Here is a 17946-nt window from a genome sequence, read left to right on the forward strand (position 1 = left end):
CTCAAAAGGAAGGTGACTAATGCGTATTGATCGTTTAACCAGCAAATTACAATTGGCGTTATCGGATTCTCAATCCCTGGCGGTTGGCCTCGACCATCCGGCCATCGAGCCTGCGCACTTGATGCAGGCGCTCCTTGAGCAGCAGGGTGGTTCGATCAAGCCCCTGCTGATGCAGGTGGGCTTTGACGTCAACAGCCTGCGCAAGGAATTGAGCAAAGAGCTCGATCAACTGCCAAAAATCCAGAACCCTACTGGCGACGTGAATATGTCCCAGGATTTGGCGCGCCTGCTCAATCAGGCCGACCGCCTGGCCCAGCAGAAGGGTGACCAGTTTATCTCCAGCGAGCTGGTGCTACTCGCCGCCATGGACGACAACAGCAAGCTCGGCAAGTTGTTGCTGGGCCAGGGCGTGAGCAAAAAGGCCCTGGAAAATGCCATCAACAACCTGCGCGGCGGCGAGGCGGTGAATGACCCCAATCACGAGGAGTCGCGCCAGGCCCTGGACAAATACACCGTCGACCTGACCAAGCGCGCCGAAGACGGCAAGCTGGACCCGGTGATCGGGCGTGATGATGAAATTCGTCGCACCATCCAGGTCTTGCAGCGCCGCACCAAGAACAACCCGGTGCTGATCGGTGAGCCTGGCGTGGGTAAAACCGCCATTGCCGAAGGTCTGGCCCAGCGCATCATTAATGGTGAAGTGCCTGACGGCCTCAAGGGCAAGCGCTTGCTGTCCCTGGACATGGGCGCGTTGATCGCCGGTGCCAAGTTCCGTGGCGAGTTCGAAGAGCGCCTCAAATCCCTGCTTAACGAACTGTCGAAGCAGGAAGGGCAGATCATTCTGTTTATCGACGAACTGCACACCATGGTCGGCGCCGGTAAAGGCGAAGGTTCGATGGATGCGGGCAACATGCTCAAGCCAGCACTGGCTCGGGGCGAGTTGCATTGCGTCGGTGCGACCACGCTCAACGAATACCGCCAGTACATTGAAAAGGACGCGGCCCTTGAGCGTCGTTTCCAGAAAGTACTGGTGGAAGAGCCGAGCGAAGAAGACACCATCGCGATCCTGCGTGGCCTGAAAGAGCGTTATGAGGTCCACCACCGGGTAGCCATCACTGACGGCGCGATCATTGCGGCGGCCAAGTTGAGCCATCGCTACATCACTGACCGTCAGTTGCCGGACAAGGCTATCGACCTGATCGACGAAGCGGCTAGCCGTATCCGCATGGAAATCGACTCCAAGCCTGAAGTGCTCGATCGTTTGGAGCGGCGCCTGATTCAGCTGAAAGTCGAATCCCAGGCGCTGAAGAAAGAAGACGATGACGCGGCGAAGAAACGCCTGGAAAAACTCCAGGAAGAAATTGTCCGTCTGGAGCGTGAGTATTCGGACCTGGAAGAAATCTGGACCTCGGAAAAAGCCGAAGTACAGGGTTCTGCGCAGATCCAGCAAAAGATCGAGCAATCGCGCCAGGAGCTGGAAGCTGCACGCCGTAAAGGCGACCTGAACCGCATGGCTGAGTTGCAGTACGGGGTGATCCCGGATCTGGAACGCAGCCTGCAAATGGTCGACCAGCACGGTCACAGTGAAAACCAGCTGCTGCGCAGCAAGGTGACCGAGGAAGAAATTGCCGAGGTGGTCTCCAAGTGGACTGGCATTCCGGTGTCGAAGATGCTGGAAGGCGAGCGTGACAAGCTGTTGCGCATGGAAAGCCTGTTGCACCAGCGCGTCATCGGCCAGGAAGAGGCGGTGGTGGCAGTGTCCAACGCGGTACGGCGTTCGCGCGCCGGGTTGTCCGACCCGAACCGCCCGAGTGGCTCGTTCATGTTCCTCGGCCCGACCGGTGTGGGTAAGACTGAGCTGTGCAAGGCCCTGGCCGAGTTCCTCTTTGATACCGAAGAGGCGATGGTACGTATCGACATGTCCGAGTTCATGGAGAAACATTCCGTGGCGCGCTTGATCGGGGCACCACCAGGCTATGTGGGTTACGAGGAAGGTGGCTACCTGACTGAAGCGGTACGGCGTAAGCCTTACTCGGTGATCCTCCTGGATGAGGTCGAGAAGGCTCACCCGGATGTGTTCAACGTATTGCTGCAAGTGCTGGAAGATGGCCGGCTGACGGACAGTCACGGGCGTACCGTGGATTTCCGTAATACGGTGATCGTGATGACCTCCAACCTGGGCTCGGTACAGATCCAGGAACTGGTAGGGGATCGCGAAGCCCAGCGCGCAGCGGTGATGGATGCACTGACCAGCCACTTCCGCCCGGAATTTATCAACCGGGTCGATGAAGTGGTGATCTTCGAGCCCCTGGCACGGGATCAGATTGCAGGCATCACCGAGATCCAGCTGGGCCGCCTGCGCAGTCGTCTGGCAGAGCGCGAGCTGATGTTGGAGCTGAGCAGCGAGGCCTTGGACAAGTTGATCGCCGTGGGTTACGACCCAGTGTATGGCGCACGGCCATTAAAGCGTGCGATCCAGCGCTGGATCGAGAACCCGTTGGCCCAACTGATCCTGTCGGGCAGTTTTGTGCCGGGGACCAGCGTCAAGGCCACCGTGGAAAACGACGAAATCGTCTTCCACTAAGCGCCGATTGGGTGGTTATAAGCAAAGGCCCCGCATTGCGGGGCCTTTTTTTTCGATAGGGCGTTGAACTGTAAGGCAAAGGCTTGTAAAGTGCGCCCCGCAGCAACGTCAGCCCACGGGTTTCTTCTCCCCAAGAAGAAATCAGAAAGAAGCGCAAATCATTGTCTTAAAAGCAATTTAAAGGGTTGACAGGGGTTTTTAAGATTGTAGAATAGCGCGCCTCAGACACGCTAACGTAGCGATACGGACAGCGTCGAAGAGAAGGTTACATCGCAGTAAAAGTTGTAATTTGAAATATGTAGTTCCGTGATAGCTCAGTCGGTAGAGCAAATGACTGTTAATCATTGGGTCCCAGGTTCGAGTCCTGGTCACGGAGCCAATTTCAAGCCGGGGTATAGCGCAGTCCGGTAGCGCGCCTGCTTTGGGAGCAGGATGTCAGGAGTTCGAATCCCCTTACCCCGACCATTTTTGGGTCGTTAGCTCAGTTGGTAGAGCAGTTGGCTTTTAACCAATTGGTCGTAGGTTCGAATCCCACACGACCCACCATTTTTGAGACCAGTTAACACTGGAATCGAATCTTAAGATCAGAGGCCAAAAGCACTGATCGAAGAAGGCGACTTGAAAAGGTCGCCTTTTTTTTACCGGGGTATAGCGCAGTCCGGTAGCGCGCCTGCTTTGGGAGCAGGATGTCAGGAGTTCGAATCCCCTTACCCCGACCATATTAAAAATCCTCGTATCGAAAGATACGGGGATTTTTTTTGCCTGTGAAAAACCTGAAAGTGCCGCCGATCCAATGTGGGAGGGGCTTGCTCCCGATGATGGTGTGTCTGAACCACCGCTATCGGGAGCAAGCCCCCCGCATTGACCTAGTCGTGCTGTTAGTGAAGCTTGAGACGCGGTTCGGTGCCCCGGCCGATCTTGCTGCCCAGCATCAACATCATCGTGCGGAAGAACCCGTACAGCGCCATCTGGTGCATGCGGTACAGCGACACATAGAACATCCGCGCCAGCCAGCCTTCGAGCATCACGCTGCCGGTCAGGTTACCCATCAAGTTACCCACAGCCGAAAAACGCGAGAGCGAGATCAGTGAGCCGTAGTCGGTGTACTTGTAGCTGGGCAGTGTCTTGCCTTCGATGCGCAATTTCAGCGATTTGGCCAGCAGCGACGCCTGCTGATGCGCTGCTTGTGCCCGTGGTGGAACGTTGCGATCCGTGCCCGGTTGCGGGCAGGCCGCGCAGTCGCCAAAGGCGAAGATGTTCTCGTCACGTGTGGTCTGCAGCGTTGGCAGGACCTGCAATTGGTTGATGCGGTTGGTCTCCAGGCCATCGATGTCCTTGAGGAAGCCTGGCGCACGAATCCCGGCGGCCCACACCTTGAGGCTGGCGGGAATCACCTGGCCATTGCTGGTAATCAGGCTGTCGGCGGTGACTTCGCTCACGGCGGAGTTGGTCATGACCGTCACCCCGAGTTTTTCCAGGGTTTTATGCACAGGCCCGCTGATCCGCTCTGGCAGGGCCGGCAATACCCGTGGCCCGGCTTCGATCAGGGTGATGTGCATGTTTTCCGGCTTGATCCGGTCCAGGCCGTAGGCCGCCAGTTCATGGGCGGCGTTGTGCAGCTCGGCCGCCAGTTCGACGCCGGTAGCGCCAGCACCAACGATCGCCACGCTGATTTGCTCGACCACATCGGTTTGCCCAGCATGGGCGCGCAGATAGTGATTGAGCAGTTGCTGGTGGAAACGTTCGGCCTGCTTGCGGGTATCAAGGAACAGGCAGTGCTGTGCCGCGCCTTCGGTGCCGAAATCATTGGTGGTACTGCCAACGGCGATGACCAGGGTGTCATAGCTCAGCACGCGCGCGGGCACCAGTTCCCGGCCTTCTTCATCAAGGGTCGCGGCCAGCTGGATTTTCTTCTGATCCCGATCGAGCCCGCTCATGCGCCCCAGCTGGAACTCGAAGTGGTTCCATTTTGCCTGGGCAACATAATTGAGTTCGTCTTCAGAGGAGTTCAGCGAGCCGGCGGCAACCTCGTGCAGCAGGGGTTTCCAGATATGGGTGAGGTTGGTGTCCACCAGCGTGATGCTGGCGGTACCGCGCTTGCCCAGAGTCTTACCCAGGCGGGTAGCCAACTCCAGGCCGCCGGCGCCGCCGCCGACGATAATAATACGATGGGTCATGGGGATATCTCGCAAGGCTAAAAGAAATCGGTGCGGTTACCCGAGCGAGCGCCAGGCAGCTCATAGCGTCAGGTAACTCAAAAGGCGGCTCAGCAGGCCCAGGCCAATCACCACAATCAGTACCACCCCAAGGAGCAGCCACGGCCGGAAAGGCTTGCGCTCAACCTGGTGCTGGGACAGTTGCAGGTACTCTTCGACATGTTGCTGGTCGTCAGGGTTCAGGCGGCTGGTCATAAAGGCCTCGTCAGGTAGACGTTGCTAAAGGGCACCACGTTACAGGCTGATACCCACATCGAACACTATGCTGCGCCCCAGGTTGTTGCGCAAGAAATCCGGTGCGTCCGGGTGGGCGAACAACACGCGCGCAAAGGTCGGGCCGACCAATGACAGCGAGCGCCAGCCCTGGCGCAGGTATTCGGTGGGCGGCGGGAAATGGCTGTTGAGGTCCAGCACTTCGCGCTTGAGGCTGGCGAAGGCGATGATATCCAGCTCGCCCAGGTCCATGCCGCGTTCTTTGTAGTTATGGGCTTTCTTGCGCAGGGTCGGCGCCAGGCGCAGCAGGAATTCATGGGCGGGAATACGCCTGGGCTTGGCTTCACGCCGCACCAACTGACTCAGGGAAAAAGCACTGCGCCGACGCAGTAGCTCGTCGCGCCATTCGTCATTCAGGCGCCGGCCTTCGTCGAGGACAAAAAACACTTCGAAACTGGCGTCGCGAAACAGCACATCCGGCGGTTCTTGACCGGCGGCATGAAACTCTTCGGCGCGGTAGGGCACATTCAGGCCTTGCAGCAGGCGCTGGCAGACCCAACGCTCACGCTCCCATTTGCGGGCATTGGACAGGAACGCGTTGGCTTGTTCGGCCGCTATGGTGAGCAGGCGCAAATAATCTGAGTCATCCATGGTTGCAGCTTAGCGTTCAAATGATGAGCGCAGGAAGTCCCGTGTGAAAAGGCTCGGTGTAGACTGGCGGTTCGGTTGACGGTTTTCTACAAGGAGTTCGCGGTGAAGTTTCTGGTTGTGGTGTTGCTGAGTCTTTTGCCTCTGTGGGCCCAGGCGGTTGAGCTTGGGGAGCCGTTGCAGCCGTGATCAGCGCCGCTGTGTTGGCGCCACTGACCCTGTGGCTGGGCTGGCTGTTGTATGCGCCCGTGATCCTATGGGCGATCCTGCGCTCGCCCTGGGTCGAGCTGTTTGCCGACCGACGGCGCCAGCATCTGTTGTTTGGCACCGTGTTCGCGCTGTTCATGCTGTGGTTGGTGCGTCGTGACTTCGATACCGGCGTGTCCTACCACTTTATCGGCATGACCGCTGTGACCCTGCTGCTCGACTGGCCGCTGGCAATTGTCGGTGGGCTGGCGGCGCAACTGGGCCTGGTGCTGCTCGGGCGCCAGGACTTGGCGGCGCTCGGGATCAACGGCGCGTTGCTGGTCCTCTTGCCAGTATTGGTAACCGAGACATGCGCGTTGTTGGTGGAGCGGGCGCAGCCGCGCAATCCCTTCGTCTATATCTTCTGTTCGGGCTTTTTTGCTGCTGCATTGTCGGCGTTGCTGTGCCTGTTGGCCGGCCTGGGCCTGCTGTGGCTGGACGGCCGCTTCGCCATGCCTGAGTGGATCGAGGATTTTATCGGTTACCTGTGGCTGATCATCTTTCCCGAAGCATTTATCAACGGCGTAGTGATCAGTGCTCTGGTGGTGTTTTGCCCGGAATGGCTTGAGACATTCAACCGTACGCGCTACCTCTCGGCGCCCTGGAAGGACGACAATTCGCAGCCTTGATCCAAATCAAAGGCGAGACGCGCAAGTGGTCGCATGCTCTGCGAAACTTTCTGGAGCACGATCATGAGTGTGTACGAGTGGGCGCGGCAAGAGGTACGCAGGAGTCAGGAAGCGGCACTGGAAATTGGCTTTGACCCTGGTTTGAGCCTGCGTGCCCTGCTGAGTGCCGTGGTGCAGCAGAGCAAGGGCGTGCGCAGTTTTGAAGACCTGGCCGACGAGTTGCAATACCTTGCAGAAAACCTCGACGACCAGCAGGAGTACGCTTTTATGCGGCCTTAGTGGGCGCGCGGTGGCAGATCTTCCGAGAACAGTTCGTCTTCGGCATCCGGGCTGACTGGAATTTTGTGTTCTTCTGCGGCCCAGGCGCCCAGGTCGATCAATTTGCAGCGATCCGAGCAGAATGGCCGGTTGAGGTTGGTCGCTTTCCATTCCACGGGGGCACCGCAGGTTGGGCATTCGACGGTCAAGGGTTGGCTCATGTTCGGCCTCCACGCAAAGTAAGGTAAAAGTGGTGCAGTCGCTCGACCTCGGCCTGCAGCCAGGCCAGGTCCTGGTCATTGACCAGTACATCGTCGGCATGGCGCAGGCGATCTTCCCGTGAGGCCTGGGCCTTGAGAATTGCCTGCACCTGTTCTTCGCTGATGCCATCGCGCAGCAGGGTACGCTGAATCTGCGTTGATTGCGGCACATCGATCACCAGGATGCGCTGGGTCATGGTGTGCTGGCCCGACTCGATCAACAGCGGCGATACCAGGATCGCATAGGGCGAGCGAGCACGGGCCAGATGGCTGCGGATCTCGTCGGCAATCAACGGGTGCAGCAGGGCCTCCAGCCACAGGCGTTCTTGCGGCGCCTCGAAAATGCGCTTGCGCAAGGCGGCGCGATCCAACTGGCCATCAGGCAGCAGGATCGCGTCGCCGAAGTGCTCGGCAATCTTGGCCAGTGCCGGCCGGCCGGGCTCCACCACCCAACGCGAGGCGTGGTCGGCGTCGATAAGGTCTACGCCAAGGTCGATAAAGTGCTGGGCCGCAGCGCTTTTGCCACTGCCGATGCCGCCCGTCAGGCCAAGAATCCAGGGTGTTGCGACAGAAGTGGTCATCTGAAACCGACAGACTGCAAATAGAAGTCGGTTATTTGACCACCCCAGAGCAATGCAATCCAGCCGGCAATCGCCAGATAGGGACCAAAAGGCAGGGGCACCGATGTCTGCGCGTTACGCATGCGCAACAGAATCACCCCCGATATCGCGCCCACCAGCGATGCCAGCAACAGCGTCAGCGGCAGGATCTGCCAGCCGCCCCAGGCGCCGAGCATGGCCAGTAGTTTGAAATCGCCATAGCCCATGCCGTCCTTGCCGGTGCATAACTTGAACAGCCAGAACACTGCCCACAGGCTCAGATAGCCAGCAACTGCGCCCAGTAATGCGTCGGGCAGGCTGACGTACAGTTCGAAGCAATTGAGGATCAGCCCCAGCCACAACAGTGGCAACACCAGCGCATCCGGCAGTAGTTGGTGATCGGCATCAATCAGGCTCATGGCCAGCAAGCCCCAACTCAAGAACAGCATTCCTGCGGCCGGCCAGCCGAAGCCGTAGTGCCAGGCGATAAATGCCGAGAGCAGCCCGCAGGCCAGCTCGGTCAGCGGGTAGCGCGGGCTGATGGAGCCGTGGCACCGCGCACAACGCCCTCTGAGCAGCAGATAGCTGAATACCGGGATATTTTCCCACGGGCGAATCGGCGCCGAGCAATGCGGGCAGCAGGAGTTGGGATGCAACAGGTTGTAGGTCGGGCCGCGGGGCTCCGGAGGCAGGCCAAGTATTTCATGGGCCTGGGCGCGCCAGTCCCGTTCGAGCATTTTTGGCAGGCGCCAGACCAGTACGTTGAGGAAGCTGCCGACGATCAGCCCCAGCACCAGCGAACACCAGACAAACAGCCAGGGGTGGAGGATCAGGAGTTGGTCCAGGGTCATGTTCAAAACGCCGTGCCGAGCTGGAAGATCGGCAGGTACATGGCGATCACCAGCGCCCCGACAATACTGCCGAGAACCACCATGATCAGCGGCTCCATCAGGCTGGTCAGGTTGTCCACCAGGTTGTCGACGTCCGTCTCATAATGATCGGCGACCTTCTCCAGCATGCTGTCCAGTGCGCCCGACTCTTCGCCGATGGCTGTCATCTGTATCGCCATGCCAGGGAACAGGCCGCTGGCGGTCATGGTTCGATTCAATTGCATTCCTATTGCCACGTCCTGGCGCATACGCATGATGGCTCGTTTGAACCGCTCGTTGCCGGCGGCTGCGGCCACTGAATCCAACGCCTGTGCCAGCGGTACGCCGGCGGCAAAGGTGGTGGCGAGTGTACGGGCGTAACGGGCGACCGCAGTTTTTTTCAGCAGTGTGCCTGCCAGCGGCACTTTCAACAAACCAGCGTCCAGCCAGAGGCGAAAACCAAGGTGTCGACGGTAGCTGTGGCGTAACCCCCAGGCAGTCGTGCTCATGGCCAGCAACAGCATCCACCACGCGCCTTGCATGAATTCTGATAGCACGATAACCAGCAGTGTAAAGCGCGGCAGAGGCGTGTCGCTGCCGGCGAACAGGCTCTCGAACTGGGGCACGACGTGGATCAGCAGGATGCTGCTGACCAGCATCGCCACAAGCAGGACCACCAGCGGGTAGGTCATGGCTTTTTTGATCCGGGCCTTGAGGCGCAGGCTTTTTTCCAGGTGGGTGGCGACCCGTTCCAGCAGGGTTTCCAGGGTGCCGGCCTGTTCGCCTGCCGCAATCAGGCTGCAATACAGGGGGCTGAAACACTGCGGGTGTTTCAATAACGCATCGCTCAAGCTGTTGCCGGCGGCAACCTCTTGCTTCAATCCTTGGGTCAGCGTGCGCATGGCCCGGCTGTCGAGGCCTTCGCCAATCATATCGAAGGCTTGCAGCAGGGGGATTCCCGCTTTCAGCAGGGTCGCCAGTTGGCGAGTGAACAGGGCAATATCGGCAGGCGTGATGGGGTTGCGCAGGCCCGAAAGAAGGCTGGAGCGGAGTTGCACCCGAACCGGGTTGATACCTTGCCGGCGCAATTGGGCCTTGATCACAGCCGGGCTATGGCCACGGGTTTCACCGGACACCTTGCGGCCATTGCGCAGTGTGCCTTCCCAGGCGAAGGTGGCGGTGGAGTTCACGGTGACATCATTCATTGGGAGCGACAGCTCATCGACAGGTGACGATTTACAGCTTAGTCAGGCCTGTGTGTCCGTCAGGCGATTGGGCAGGGGAAAAATGTCAGATTGTGCGTCTTGTGAGCGCCTGGCCCGACGCGGATGAGTACACTGGCGCGGTTGTTGAGGGCAGGGCACAGGATGTGCCTTGCGATGGGGTTTTATTCTGGAGAGTGAGTGTGATGCGTCAGAACGGCTTTACTTTGATCGAGTTGTTGATCGTCGTGGCGATCATCGGCATCTTGGCCACGATTGGCCTGCCCATGTATACCAAGCACCAGGCCAAGGCCAAGTTCACGGCGGGGTTGGCGGAAATCTCGGCGTTGAAGGCAGGTTTTGAGGACACCTTCAATCAGGGCACCACGCCCACGCTGGCGCTGATCGGCGGTACCAGCCCGACAGCGAACTGCGCGATCAGCGTTGCGGGTGATGTGGCCTCGGGAACGGGCTCGATTGCCTGTGAAATCCTTGATGCCCCTGCACCCGTCCAGGGCAAGATCATTACCCTGGTACGCAGTGCCACTGACGGTTGGAAGTGCACCACCACTGCTCAAGAGCAGTACGCTGCAAAGGGTTGCACGGCTGGCAACTGAGGCCGGGCAGCGAAAATCAGTGACCGGAGCCTGTTGGATATGACGGGCTCCCAGGCACGCCACAGGGAAGTAAAGGTTGCCCATGACGTTATCCGTGCAACAGCGAGGAAGCGTGTTCTTGGTGGTGACACTGAGCCTTTTGCTGCTGGGCATCACCCTGTCCTTCAGTGGTCATGACTGGCAGCGTGTGATGCAGGTCGGCGTGGGTGTGTGTGCGCTGGTCTATGGGCTGTCGATTCCCGCCGGTCGCCTGGTCGACAAACCCACCGCTATCGGCCTGGTGCTGGTGTTCGGCCTCGGCCTGGTTTCTTCGTTGTTGGCCCACCAGCCCCTCTGGGCGTTGACCGAATGGGCGCTGATGATTACCTGCGGGGTGATTGTCGCGGCTTTTGCCCGGTTGCGGCGCAATGGCGACCAAACCCTGGATCAGGTGCTGATCCTGTTTGTGTTGCTGCTATGCCTGATCAAGACCCTTCAATATGGATATGCGGGCGTGCTGGCGTTTACCAGTGGCGAACCAATATTGGACACCGATCTCCTGCTTTCCGGGTTCTCCAACAAGCGCTTCTACGGCCAGTTCCAGACCTTTACCTTACCCTTGCTGGCGTTGCCGCTGCTGCTCGCGAGCACCTCACGGTTGGCGCGTGGGCTGGTGTTTACCCTGTTGTGTGCCTGGTGGTTGATTGCAATCAGTGGCGGTACCCGTGGCACCTGGCTGGGTATCGGAGTTGTCGCAGTCGTCCTGGCTTTTTTGGGGGCCGCAGGGCGTCGCTGGTTGGTCTGGCAACTGGCTGCGCTGTGTGGCGGGCTGTTTTTGTACTGGCTGTTGTTCTCGGTCCTGGCGCGTTATCTGGGGCTCGAAATCGCCAGTCTTTCCAATGATCGACTCACCACCAGCCTTTCAGGTCGAGAAGTGATCTGGTGGCAAGCCTGGGGCATGCTCAGTGAACGGCCGTGGCTAGGCTTCGGGCCGATGCACTTTGCCGATATCCCGAACCCGACTGCCGCCCATCCGCACCAGGCAATCTTGCAGTGGGCCAGTGAGTGGGGCGTGCCCTCGGCCTTGTGTGTGTCGTTGCTGGCACTGCGCGGCGGCTGGGCCACGTTGATGGTGATTCGCCGGCAAGGGCCTGCTGGATCATCGCAAGACCTGTTGCGCCTGTGTCTATTCGCCGCTTTGATGGGCGCGACGGTGCAGGCCATGGTCGATGGGGTGATTGTGATGCCTTATTCACAACTATGGCTGGCGCTGGTGGTGGGCTGGCTGTTGGCATTGCATCCGTGGCGCACATCCGTTGCCGAGCCGATGCCGCTGTTGCGTCGGGCCTGGCAGGTGTCGGCGGTGCTTTCGGTGGCGTTGCTGGTATTTGTCGTGTACCGCGACCTGCCAGGCGCCACTGAGCGCAGCCAACACTACATCGACGTTACCAAACGCCATCTGCAGCCACGGTTCTGGGTCCAGGGAGTCATTGCGCCGCATGTCCGGTAAGTTGCCGGGCGCCCAATGCAGTGCTAGCTTTAGCCCACCGCCCGTGTAGCTCAGTTGGTAGAGCAGCGCACTCGTAACGCGAAGGTCGCAGGTTCGACTCCTGTCTCGGGCAAAAAGGCACCACAGTTTTCAGATGATCCCAGAATGGTTCTGAAGGCCAGATGAACCGGTATTCGTGCCCGTTCTTTTGTATCTGCGCAACCTTGATGACCCAGATGCATCCCCATTCCTCGATCTAAGAGAACACCATGACCACGACAGCAATGACCCAGGAAGTGCGGCACGCAGAAGCCCTCAAGAAATACCTTGAGGAGTCGCCGCAGCTTAAGGAAGAGATCAAGGACCTGAGTGCTGATGACCAGCGCGACCAGATCCAGTGGGCATTCGAAGACGAGGCCGAGAGCCAGGGCTTCCAGCCTTGGGAACTGACCCTCAAGTACACGTCCACGCCGCAAGAGTTCGAGGCGGCACGCCTGGCCCTGCACAAGGAGGCGGCCGAAGTGTTGGGAGTCGAGTGGGAAGAGTACTGCGAGATGAACAATCTGGTGGTCTAGAAGCAGCGGCAAATTTCAAGCCTTAAGCTGCAAGTGGCGCCAGGCGCTCTTGCAGCTTAAAGTTTGTAGCCACTCAAATACTGAGTCGCATCGATAAATCCACCGCCTTCACATCCTTGGTCATCGCCCCGATGGAGATGTAGTCCACGCCGGTTTCGGCAATGGGCAACAAGGTGCTTTCATTGATCCCGCCGCTGGCTTCGAGCTTGGCCTTGCCGCCGTTCAAGCGTACGGCTTCGCGCATGTCGTCCAGGCTCAACTCATCGAGCATGATGATATCGGCACCCGCCGCCAGGGCTTCGCGCAACTCTTGCAGGCTTTCCACTTCGACTTCCACCGGCTTGCCCGGGGCAATCTTGTGGGCGGCCGTAATGGCCTGGGCAATGCCACCGCAGGCGGCGATATGGTTTTCCTTGATCAGGAACGCGTCATACAGGCCAATACGGTGATTGTGGCAACCGCCGCAAGTTACGGCGTACTTTTGCGCCAGGCGCAGGCCGGGCAGGGTCTTGCGGGTGTCCAGCAGTTTGACCTGGGTGCTGGCGACAAAGTCCGCCAGGTATTGCGCACGCGTGGCCACGCCGGACAACAACTGCAGGAAGTTCAGCGCACTGCGCTCACCGGTCAACAGCGAGCGGGCGGGGCCTTCGAGGTGGAACAGCGCCTGGTTGGGGCTCACGCGTTCACCGTCGCGCACCTGCCAATGCACGGCAACCCGCGGGTCCAACTGGCGGAACACGGCATCGACCCAGGCAGTGCCACTGATGACGGCAGCATCACGGGTGATGATCGTGGCCTTGGCCAGCCGTTCGGCGGGGATCAATTGCGCGGTGATATCGCCGCTGCCGACATCTTCCAGCAGTGCGCGGCGCACGTTGGCTTCGATTTCGGCGGTGAGGTCGGCGAGGCGTAGATTCGGCATAGCGGGCTCCACATACAAAGTGCCTCGATTATAGGGGCATGGCAGCGCCGAACCCAAGGTATGCCGCCATAACCTGCCTGATTACAAAGCGCCTACAGAGTTTGCTGGCGCTACAGGGGCTATTTGCAAGATAATCTCGCGCCTTGCAATTGGCGTCATAGCTTTGACGTCTCGGTGATCTACAGATAATCGCGGTAACTGCCGGTATTCCATCGGCGGTTGCAGTGATCGTTCACTCAACCGAACCCCGTCGTTCCAGGAGGCCAGCATGCACAATGACGCAAAGGTGGTGCCGATCAACAAGATCGCTGCACACGCGATGCCGTCGCCGCTCGCCCGCCTGCCCGTGATCGTGCTCCAGGTCCGTGACAAGGCCACGCAGCAACTCGACCGGGGTTTGCAGGAGTTGTTCGATAACGCCGACGACACCCTGTTCGAAATGGCCGACAAGGCCCGCAACAGCGCCGACCACAATATTTTCTTTGAGGCGATGCGCGACCTGCGCCTCAAGCGCAAGAACTTCGAACGTGTGTTCATGGAGCAGCTCTTCGCGGCGTTCGCCAACCTGGGGCAGGCCGGGCAAGGCGAGTTGCTGTTACCGACGGTTTCCTACGACGAGACGCCTGGCGTGTGCGCCGACGACCTGGAAAAAGCCGTGGCCCTGGAGGCCATGCTCGACAAGGTCATGCACCGTGACGGCCTGGCGCTGGGGCAACTGAGCGCCCGCCTGGGCGTGTTGTTGGGCAAGCGCCTGGATGATCGGGAAAACCCCCTTGGCCCGGCGATGCTCTGCGAGTACTTCCTGCGGGCCGGGCGCAGCCTGGGGGTGGAGATCCGGGTCAAGCTGATCATTTTGAAGCTGTTTGAAAAGTACGTACTCAGCGATGCCGACCTGCTGTACGGCGAAGCCAATCAGTTGCTGGCCGCCACGGGCGTGCTGCCTGAACTCAAGGCCGTGCCTTCACGGCGTCCTGGCGAGCGTGCCAGCAGGGCCCGCCCGCCCGTCGAGGCCGCCCCGGCTGTCGACCCACAAGCCGACGAAGCCGAGCAACAAGTCTTCGCCGCCCTGCAAGAACTGCTACTGACAGTGCGTGGCAGCGTCGCCCCGACCCTGGAGGCCAGTGCCCAGGCCCAGCCTATCTCTACCCGCGACCTGCTGCGCCTGCTGTCCCATTTGCAACAATATGTACCGGAGCCTGCGGTCGAGGACGATTTTGACCTGCGCCGCCAATTGGAAGAACTGCTCACCCGGGTCAGCGTCAAGAGTGGAAAGTCGCGGGTAGTCGAAGATGCCGATGAGGATGTGATCAACCTGATCGCCATGTTGTTCGAGTTCATCCTCGACGACCGCACCCTGCCTGACTCCCTCAAGGCCTTGATTGCGCGCCTGCAGATTCCCATGTTGAAAGTGGCCGTGCTGGACAAGAGCTTTTTCAGCCGCGCCAACCACCCCGCACGACGCCTGCTCAATGAAATCGGGACCGCCGCCATGGGCTGGGGCAAGCGTGATGATTATCAGCGTGACAGCCTGTACCTGCGCATCGAGCAGGTGGTGCAGCGGTTGTTGAACGATTTTGTCGATGACCCGGCAATTTTCTCGGTACTCCTGCACGAGTTCACCGCGTTTACCCAGGACGAGCGCCGTCGCAGTGAGCTGCTCGAACAGCGTACCCGCGATGCCGAGGAAGGGCGCGCGCGCACCGAGCAGGCCCGACAGCGGGTTGCGGATGCGCTCAATCAGCGCTTGCTGGGTAAGGTCTTGCCACATTTCGTGGTGCAGTTCCTGCAGCAGGCCTGGAGCCAGGTCTTGTTGCTTGAATGCCTAAAACATGGGCAACACTCGTCGCAATGGCAGGCGCGGTTGCGGACCATGGATGAGCTGATCTGGAGTGTCGGCCTGAGTGAGGACACCGAGGCCGGCCGTCGCTTGCTGGAGCAATTACCCGCGTTGCTCAAGGCTCTGCGCGAGGGGCTGAGCGAGGCGGCGTTTGACTCTTTTGTTACCCGGGAGTTTTTTATCCAGTTGCAAGCCCTGCATACCCAGGCGTTCCAGGGGGCAACGCTTGCCAGCGTGACGCTGGTTGAAGTGCGCGAAGACTTGGGGGCAGTGGAGACGGTCAGCCTGGCAGAGGATGATCCCGATTTGCTCAAGGTCCTCCAATTGCGTATCGGCAGTTGGGTCGAGTTCCGCGAAGATGAAGACAATGCCCTGCGCTGCAAGCTGACGGCGATTATCGAGCCGGCCAACAGCTATATCTTTGTCAATCGCACAGGCCTCAAAGTGCTGGAAAAAACCTGCACCGAACTGGCCCTGGAGTTCAAGCGTGGCGGGGTGCGCACCCTGGATGATGCGCTGTTGTTCGACCGCGCACTGGCGTCGGTGATTGGCAATCTGCGGCAACTCAATCGCGCCAAGTGATCGCAACCGCCAGGCGGATCACGGCATACTGAGTGCTCCCAAGTCTTGCGCAAGGAACCTGTATGCAGTTGGACCCCACCAGCGGTTGGTGCCAGGGCGTTGCCCATTGCCCATCGCCCAACTTCAATGAGCGCCCGGGCGGCGAGATTTCCTTGTTGGTGGTGCACAACATCAGCTTGCCACCGGCCCAGTTCGCCACGGGCAAAGTGCAGGAGTTTTTCCAGAATCGCCTGGATGTCACGGAACATCCCTACTTTGCAGGTATTGCTGACTTACGGGTTTCAGCGCACTTTCTGATTGAGCGTGATGGCGCGGTGACGCAATTTGTCTCCTGCCAGGACCGCGCCTGGCATGCCGGTGTTTCCTGTTTCGAGGGGCGTGAGACCTGCAATGATTTTTCCCTGGGGATCGAGCTTGAAGGGACCGACGACCAACCCTTTACCGATGCCCAGTACCAATCCTTGATCGAACTGAGTCGCCAATTGCTGGCCGCCTACCCGGGCATCACGCTCCAGCGCATTTGCGGTCATAGTGACATCGCCCCAGGACGCAAGACCGATCCTGGACCGGCTTTTGATTGGGCGCGTTTTCGCGGCGCCTTGCAGGAAGGAGGACATGCACAATGAGTTTTCTGGTGTTGGTGCTGGCGGTGTGGATCGAGAAGTTCTCGGCCTTGCGTCAGCGGGTACAGCGCGATGGCCGCTGGCTGCGCGAGCTGGCCCGGCTTGAGTCGAGCACGCGGCTGGGCAAGCAACCCTGGCTGATCCTGGCGCTGCTGGTACTGCTGCCGGTGGCGCTGCTGGGGCTGTTGCTGCTGGTCCTGGAACCGGTGGCCTATGGTTTGCTGGCACTGCCAGTGCACCTGCTGGTGGTGATCTACAGCCTGGGGCGCGGTGATCTGTTGGGCCAGCTCGGGCCGTTTCGTGATGCCTGGCGCCGGGGGGACCTGCAAGCGGCTGAGCATGTTGCCGAACGCGACCTGGCCATTGGCGCCGACAGTGGCGAGCAACTGCTGGAGCGGGTCCAGGGCCATTTGCTGTGGCAGGCCTACCAGAGTTTTTTCGCGGTGATTTTCTGGTATTTCCTCCTCGGCCCTGTGGTGGCCCTGGCCTACCGCTTGCTGGCGCTGGCCAGTGAGCGCAGTCAGAACCCATTGGTGGCCGAGCGCGCCGGGCAATTGCGCCATGCTTTCGACTGGTTACCGGTGCGGTTGCTGGCAGCGAGCTTTGCCTTGGTGGGCAATTTTGTCGCGGTCAGCCGGGTCATGCTGCATGAGCTGCTGAACTGGGATATCAGTGCAGCGCAGTTGGTGGAAAAGGTTGGCCTGGTGGCCGGGGAAATTCCGCCGCCGGTAGTGGGTGCAGATGGCATCAACAGCCTGGATCGCTTGTGGGAACTGCTGCTGCGCGCGGCGGTGTTGTGGTACGCCGGGTTTGCGATCTGGACTGTTTTACCCTGAGAAACGCCCTTTGCAGGAGCGAGCTTGCTCGCGAAAAACTTACAGGCGCCGCGTTCATTCAGTAAGTACGCCTTATCGTTGACGTTTTTCGCGAGCAAGCTCGCTCCTACAGAAGGCGATGACCGCTTAACTGACTGGCATTAGAGCAATTTCCCACAGGGAAGATGTGTTGGTATCAAGAAATCGGTCGGCCTATTAAGCGCCGCCGATCGCGTTAACCTTAAGTTACAAAACTCCCCGCCGATTTAAGCTATACAGACAGCGCGCCCAATAGTGGCTTTCTGCCGCTGCCCTGCGCCTTCAATAAAAATAAAAGAAAAGGGAGTTCATCTGTGAAGAGCTTGCTCTATCCCGCCATCGCGCTGATGAATCGCCTGAGCTTCGGCATGAAGTTCAGCCTGATCAGTGTGTTGTTTTTCCTGCCGATGCTGGTGACCAACTATTACCTGGTGCGCGATTCCTGGCGTGAGTTCCAGGGCACGCAGGTTGAGTTACAGAGCCTGGACCTGCTGGGCAGCAGCCTGATCCTGCGCCGCGACCTGGAAACCCTGAACAATCAGGTGCAAATCAACGCCACCCTCGGCCAGGCGGGCAAGGCGGGCGATATCGAAAGTCAGATCAGCGCATTGGAACTGCGCGTCCTTGAACGCCTGCAAGGCTTCCAGGCGATGACGGTCGATCCCGAGCAAGTTGCGGTGTTTGAGGGTAAGCGCGACGAGATGATCGCGGCCTTCAAGGTCCAGCAAAGCGAATCTTCGTTGT

Annotated in this window: 17 protein-coding genes and 5 tRNA genes; 14 read left to right on the top strand and 8 right to left on the bottom strand. The window is 59.5% G+C overall.

Annotated features, from left to right (window positions below; translation table 11 throughout):
* Window positions 1-19: 19 nt before the first annotated feature.
* The 5 genes from clpB (at window position 20) to FJD34_RS03550 (ending at window position 3303) form a co-directional block, all read left to right on the top strand.
* Window positions 20-2584 carry an ATP-dependent chaperone ClpB gene (gene clpB, locus FJD34_RS03530; protein ID WP_032861899.1) on the top strand — a complete coding sequence of 855 codons (2565 nt, stop codon included), beginning with the start codon at window positions 20-22 and terminating at the stop codon, window positions 2582-2584.
* Between the two features lie 303 nt (window positions 2585-2887).
* Window positions 2888-2963, top strand: a tRNA-Asn gene (locus FJD34_RS03535).
* A 9-nt stretch (window positions 2964-2972) separates the two neighbouring features.
* Window positions 2973-3049: transfer RNA gene (locus FJD34_RS03540), tRNA-Pro, on the top strand.
* 5 nt (window positions 3050-3054) lie between these two features.
* Window positions 3055-3130, top strand: a tRNA-Lys gene (locus FJD34_RS03545).
* Between the two features lie 96 nt (window positions 3131-3226).
* Window positions 3227-3303, top strand: a tRNA-Pro gene (locus tag FJD34_RS03550).
* A 159-nt stretch (window positions 3304-3462) separates the two neighbouring features.
* Here the strand turns inward: FJD34_RS03550 and FJD34_RS03555 are convergent.
* The 3 genes from FJD34_RS03555 to FJD34_RS03565 are packed head-to-tail and all read right to left on the bottom strand — an operon-like array spanning window position 3463 to window position 5664.
* Window positions 3463-4761, bottom strand: a complete 1299-nt coding sequence (locus FJD34_RS03555) for an NAD(P)/FAD-dependent oxidoreductase (RefSeq protein ID WP_065944239.1) — start codon at window positions 4759-4761, stop codon at window positions 3463-3465.
* Between the two features lie 60 nt (window positions 4762-4821).
* Window positions 4822-4995 carry a DUF3094 family protein gene (locus FJD34_RS03560; protein WP_032861901.1) on the bottom strand — a complete coding sequence of 58 codons (174 nt, stop codon included), beginning with the start codon at window positions 4993-4995 and terminating at the stop codon, window positions 4822-4824.
* A gap of 39 nt (window positions 4996-5034) precedes the next feature.
* The gene (locus FJD34_RS03565; protein ID WP_029292005.1) at window positions 5035-5664 is read right to left on the bottom strand and encodes a DUF1780 domain-containing protein; all 630 of its coding nucleotides are present in this window, start codon (window positions 5662-5664) and stop codon (window positions 5035-5037) included.
* Between the two features lie 182 nt (window positions 5665-5846).
* On the opposite strand from FJD34_RS03565, the gene FJD34_RS03570 reads away from it, so the two are divergent.
* Window positions 5847-6536 (top strand): energy-coupling factor ABC transporter permease, encoded by a 690-nt coding sequence (locus FJD34_RS03570; protein ID WP_065944238.1) that lies wholly within the window; start codon window positions 5847-5849, stop codon window positions 6534-6536.
* 63 nt (window positions 6537-6599) lie between these two features.
* Entirely contained in the window at window positions 6600-6815 is a 216-nt protein-coding gene (locus FJD34_RS03575; RefSeq protein WP_032861905.1) for a hypothetical protein, read from the top strand.
* On the opposite strand, the gene yacG is transcribed toward FJD34_RS03575, so the two are convergent.
* From yacG to FJD34_RS03595, 4 genes are read right to left on the bottom strand one after another with little or no spacing between them, the layout of a single operon-like run.
* Entirely contained in the window at window positions 6812-7015 is a 204-nt protein-coding gene (yacG, locus tag FJD34_RS03580) for a DNA gyrase inhibitor YacG (RefSeq protein ID WP_032861907.1), read from the bottom strand. The genes FJD34_RS03575 and yacG overlap by 4 nt on opposite strands.
* On the bottom strand, window positions 7012-7635 hold the full coding sequence (gene coaE, locus FJD34_RS03585; RefSeq protein WP_065944237.1) for a dephospho-CoA kinase: 624 nt from the start codon (window positions 7633-7635) through the stop codon (window positions 7012-7014). Before coaE ends, yacG begins: the two co-directional genes overlap by 4 nt.
* Complete coding sequence (locus FJD34_RS03590) at window positions 7632-8504, bottom strand: prepilin peptidase (RefSeq protein ID WP_146552177.1); 873 nt, start codon at window positions 8502-8504, stop codon at window positions 7632-7634. Before FJD34_RS03590 ends, coaE begins: the two co-directional genes overlap by 4 nt.
* Before the next feature lie 2 nt (window positions 8505-8506).
* A complete protein-coding gene (locus FJD34_RS03595; RefSeq protein ID WP_090292074.1) occupies window positions 8507-9727 on the bottom strand; it encodes a type II secretion system F family protein in 1221 nt (406 codons plus the stop codon).
* A gap of 203 nt (window positions 9728-9930) precedes the next feature.
* Between FJD34_RS03595 and FJD34_RS03600 the strand changes: the two genes are divergently transcribed.
* The 4 genes from FJD34_RS03600 (at window position 9931) to FJD34_RS03615 (ending at window position 12384) form a co-directional block, all read left to right on the top strand.
* Window positions 9931-10341, top strand: a complete 411-nt coding sequence (locus tag FJD34_RS03600; RefSeq protein ID WP_090292072.1) for a pilin — start codon at window positions 9931-9933, stop codon at window positions 10339-10341.
* An 82-nt stretch (window positions 10342-10423) separates the two neighbouring features.
* Complete coding sequence (locus FJD34_RS03605; protein WP_090292071.1) at window positions 10424-11830, top strand: O-antigen ligase family protein; 1407 nt, start codon at window positions 10424-10426, stop codon at window positions 11828-11830.
* A gap of 39 nt (window positions 11831-11869) precedes the next feature.
* Window positions 11870-11942: transfer RNA gene (locus FJD34_RS03610), tRNA-Thr, on the top strand.
* 136 nt (window positions 11943-12078) lie between these two features.
* Window positions 12079-12384 carry a DUF6388 family protein gene (locus FJD34_RS03615; RefSeq protein ID WP_032861916.1) on the top strand — a complete coding sequence of 102 codons (306 nt, stop codon included), beginning with the start codon at window positions 12079-12081 and terminating at the stop codon, window positions 12382-12384.
* Between the two features lie 73 nt (window positions 12385-12457).
* Here the strand turns inward: FJD34_RS03615 and nadC are convergent, their stop codons facing one another.
* Complete coding sequence (gene nadC, locus FJD34_RS03620) at window positions 12458-13306, bottom strand: carboxylating nicotinate-nucleotide diphosphorylase (RefSeq protein WP_032861918.1); 849 nt, start codon at window positions 13304-13306, stop codon at window positions 12458-12460.
* 268 nt (window positions 13307-13574) lie between these two features.
* Here nadC and FJD34_RS03630 point away from each other — a divergent pair, with 268 nt between their 5' ends.
* From FJD34_RS03630 to ampE, 3 genes are all read left to right on the top strand, one after another.
* Entirely contained in the window at window positions 13575-15725 is a 2151-nt protein-coding gene (locus FJD34_RS03630; RefSeq protein WP_090292069.1) for a DUF1631 domain-containing protein, read from the top strand.
* Window positions 15726-15787: 62 nt separating this feature from the next.
* Entirely contained in the window at window positions 15788-16351 is a 564-nt protein-coding gene (gene ampD, locus FJD34_RS03635) for a 1,6-anhydro-N-acetylmuramyl-L-alanine amidase AmpD (RefSeq protein WP_065944233.1), read from the top strand.
* Window positions 16348-17184: a regulatory signaling modulator protein AmpE gene (ampE, locus tag FJD34_RS03640; protein ID WP_032861923.1), complete on the top strand. Its 837-nt coding sequence runs from the start codon at window positions 16348-16350 to the stop codon at window positions 17182-17184. Before ampD ends, ampE begins: the two co-directional genes overlap by 4 nt.
* Window positions 17185-17946: the final 762 nt, after the last annotated feature.

The sequence above is a fragment of the Pseudomonas brenneri genome, assembly GCF_007858285.1.
Lineage (GTDB): Bacteria > Pseudomonadota > Gammaproteobacteria > Pseudomonadales > Pseudomonadaceae > Aquipseudomonas > Aquipseudomonas brenneri.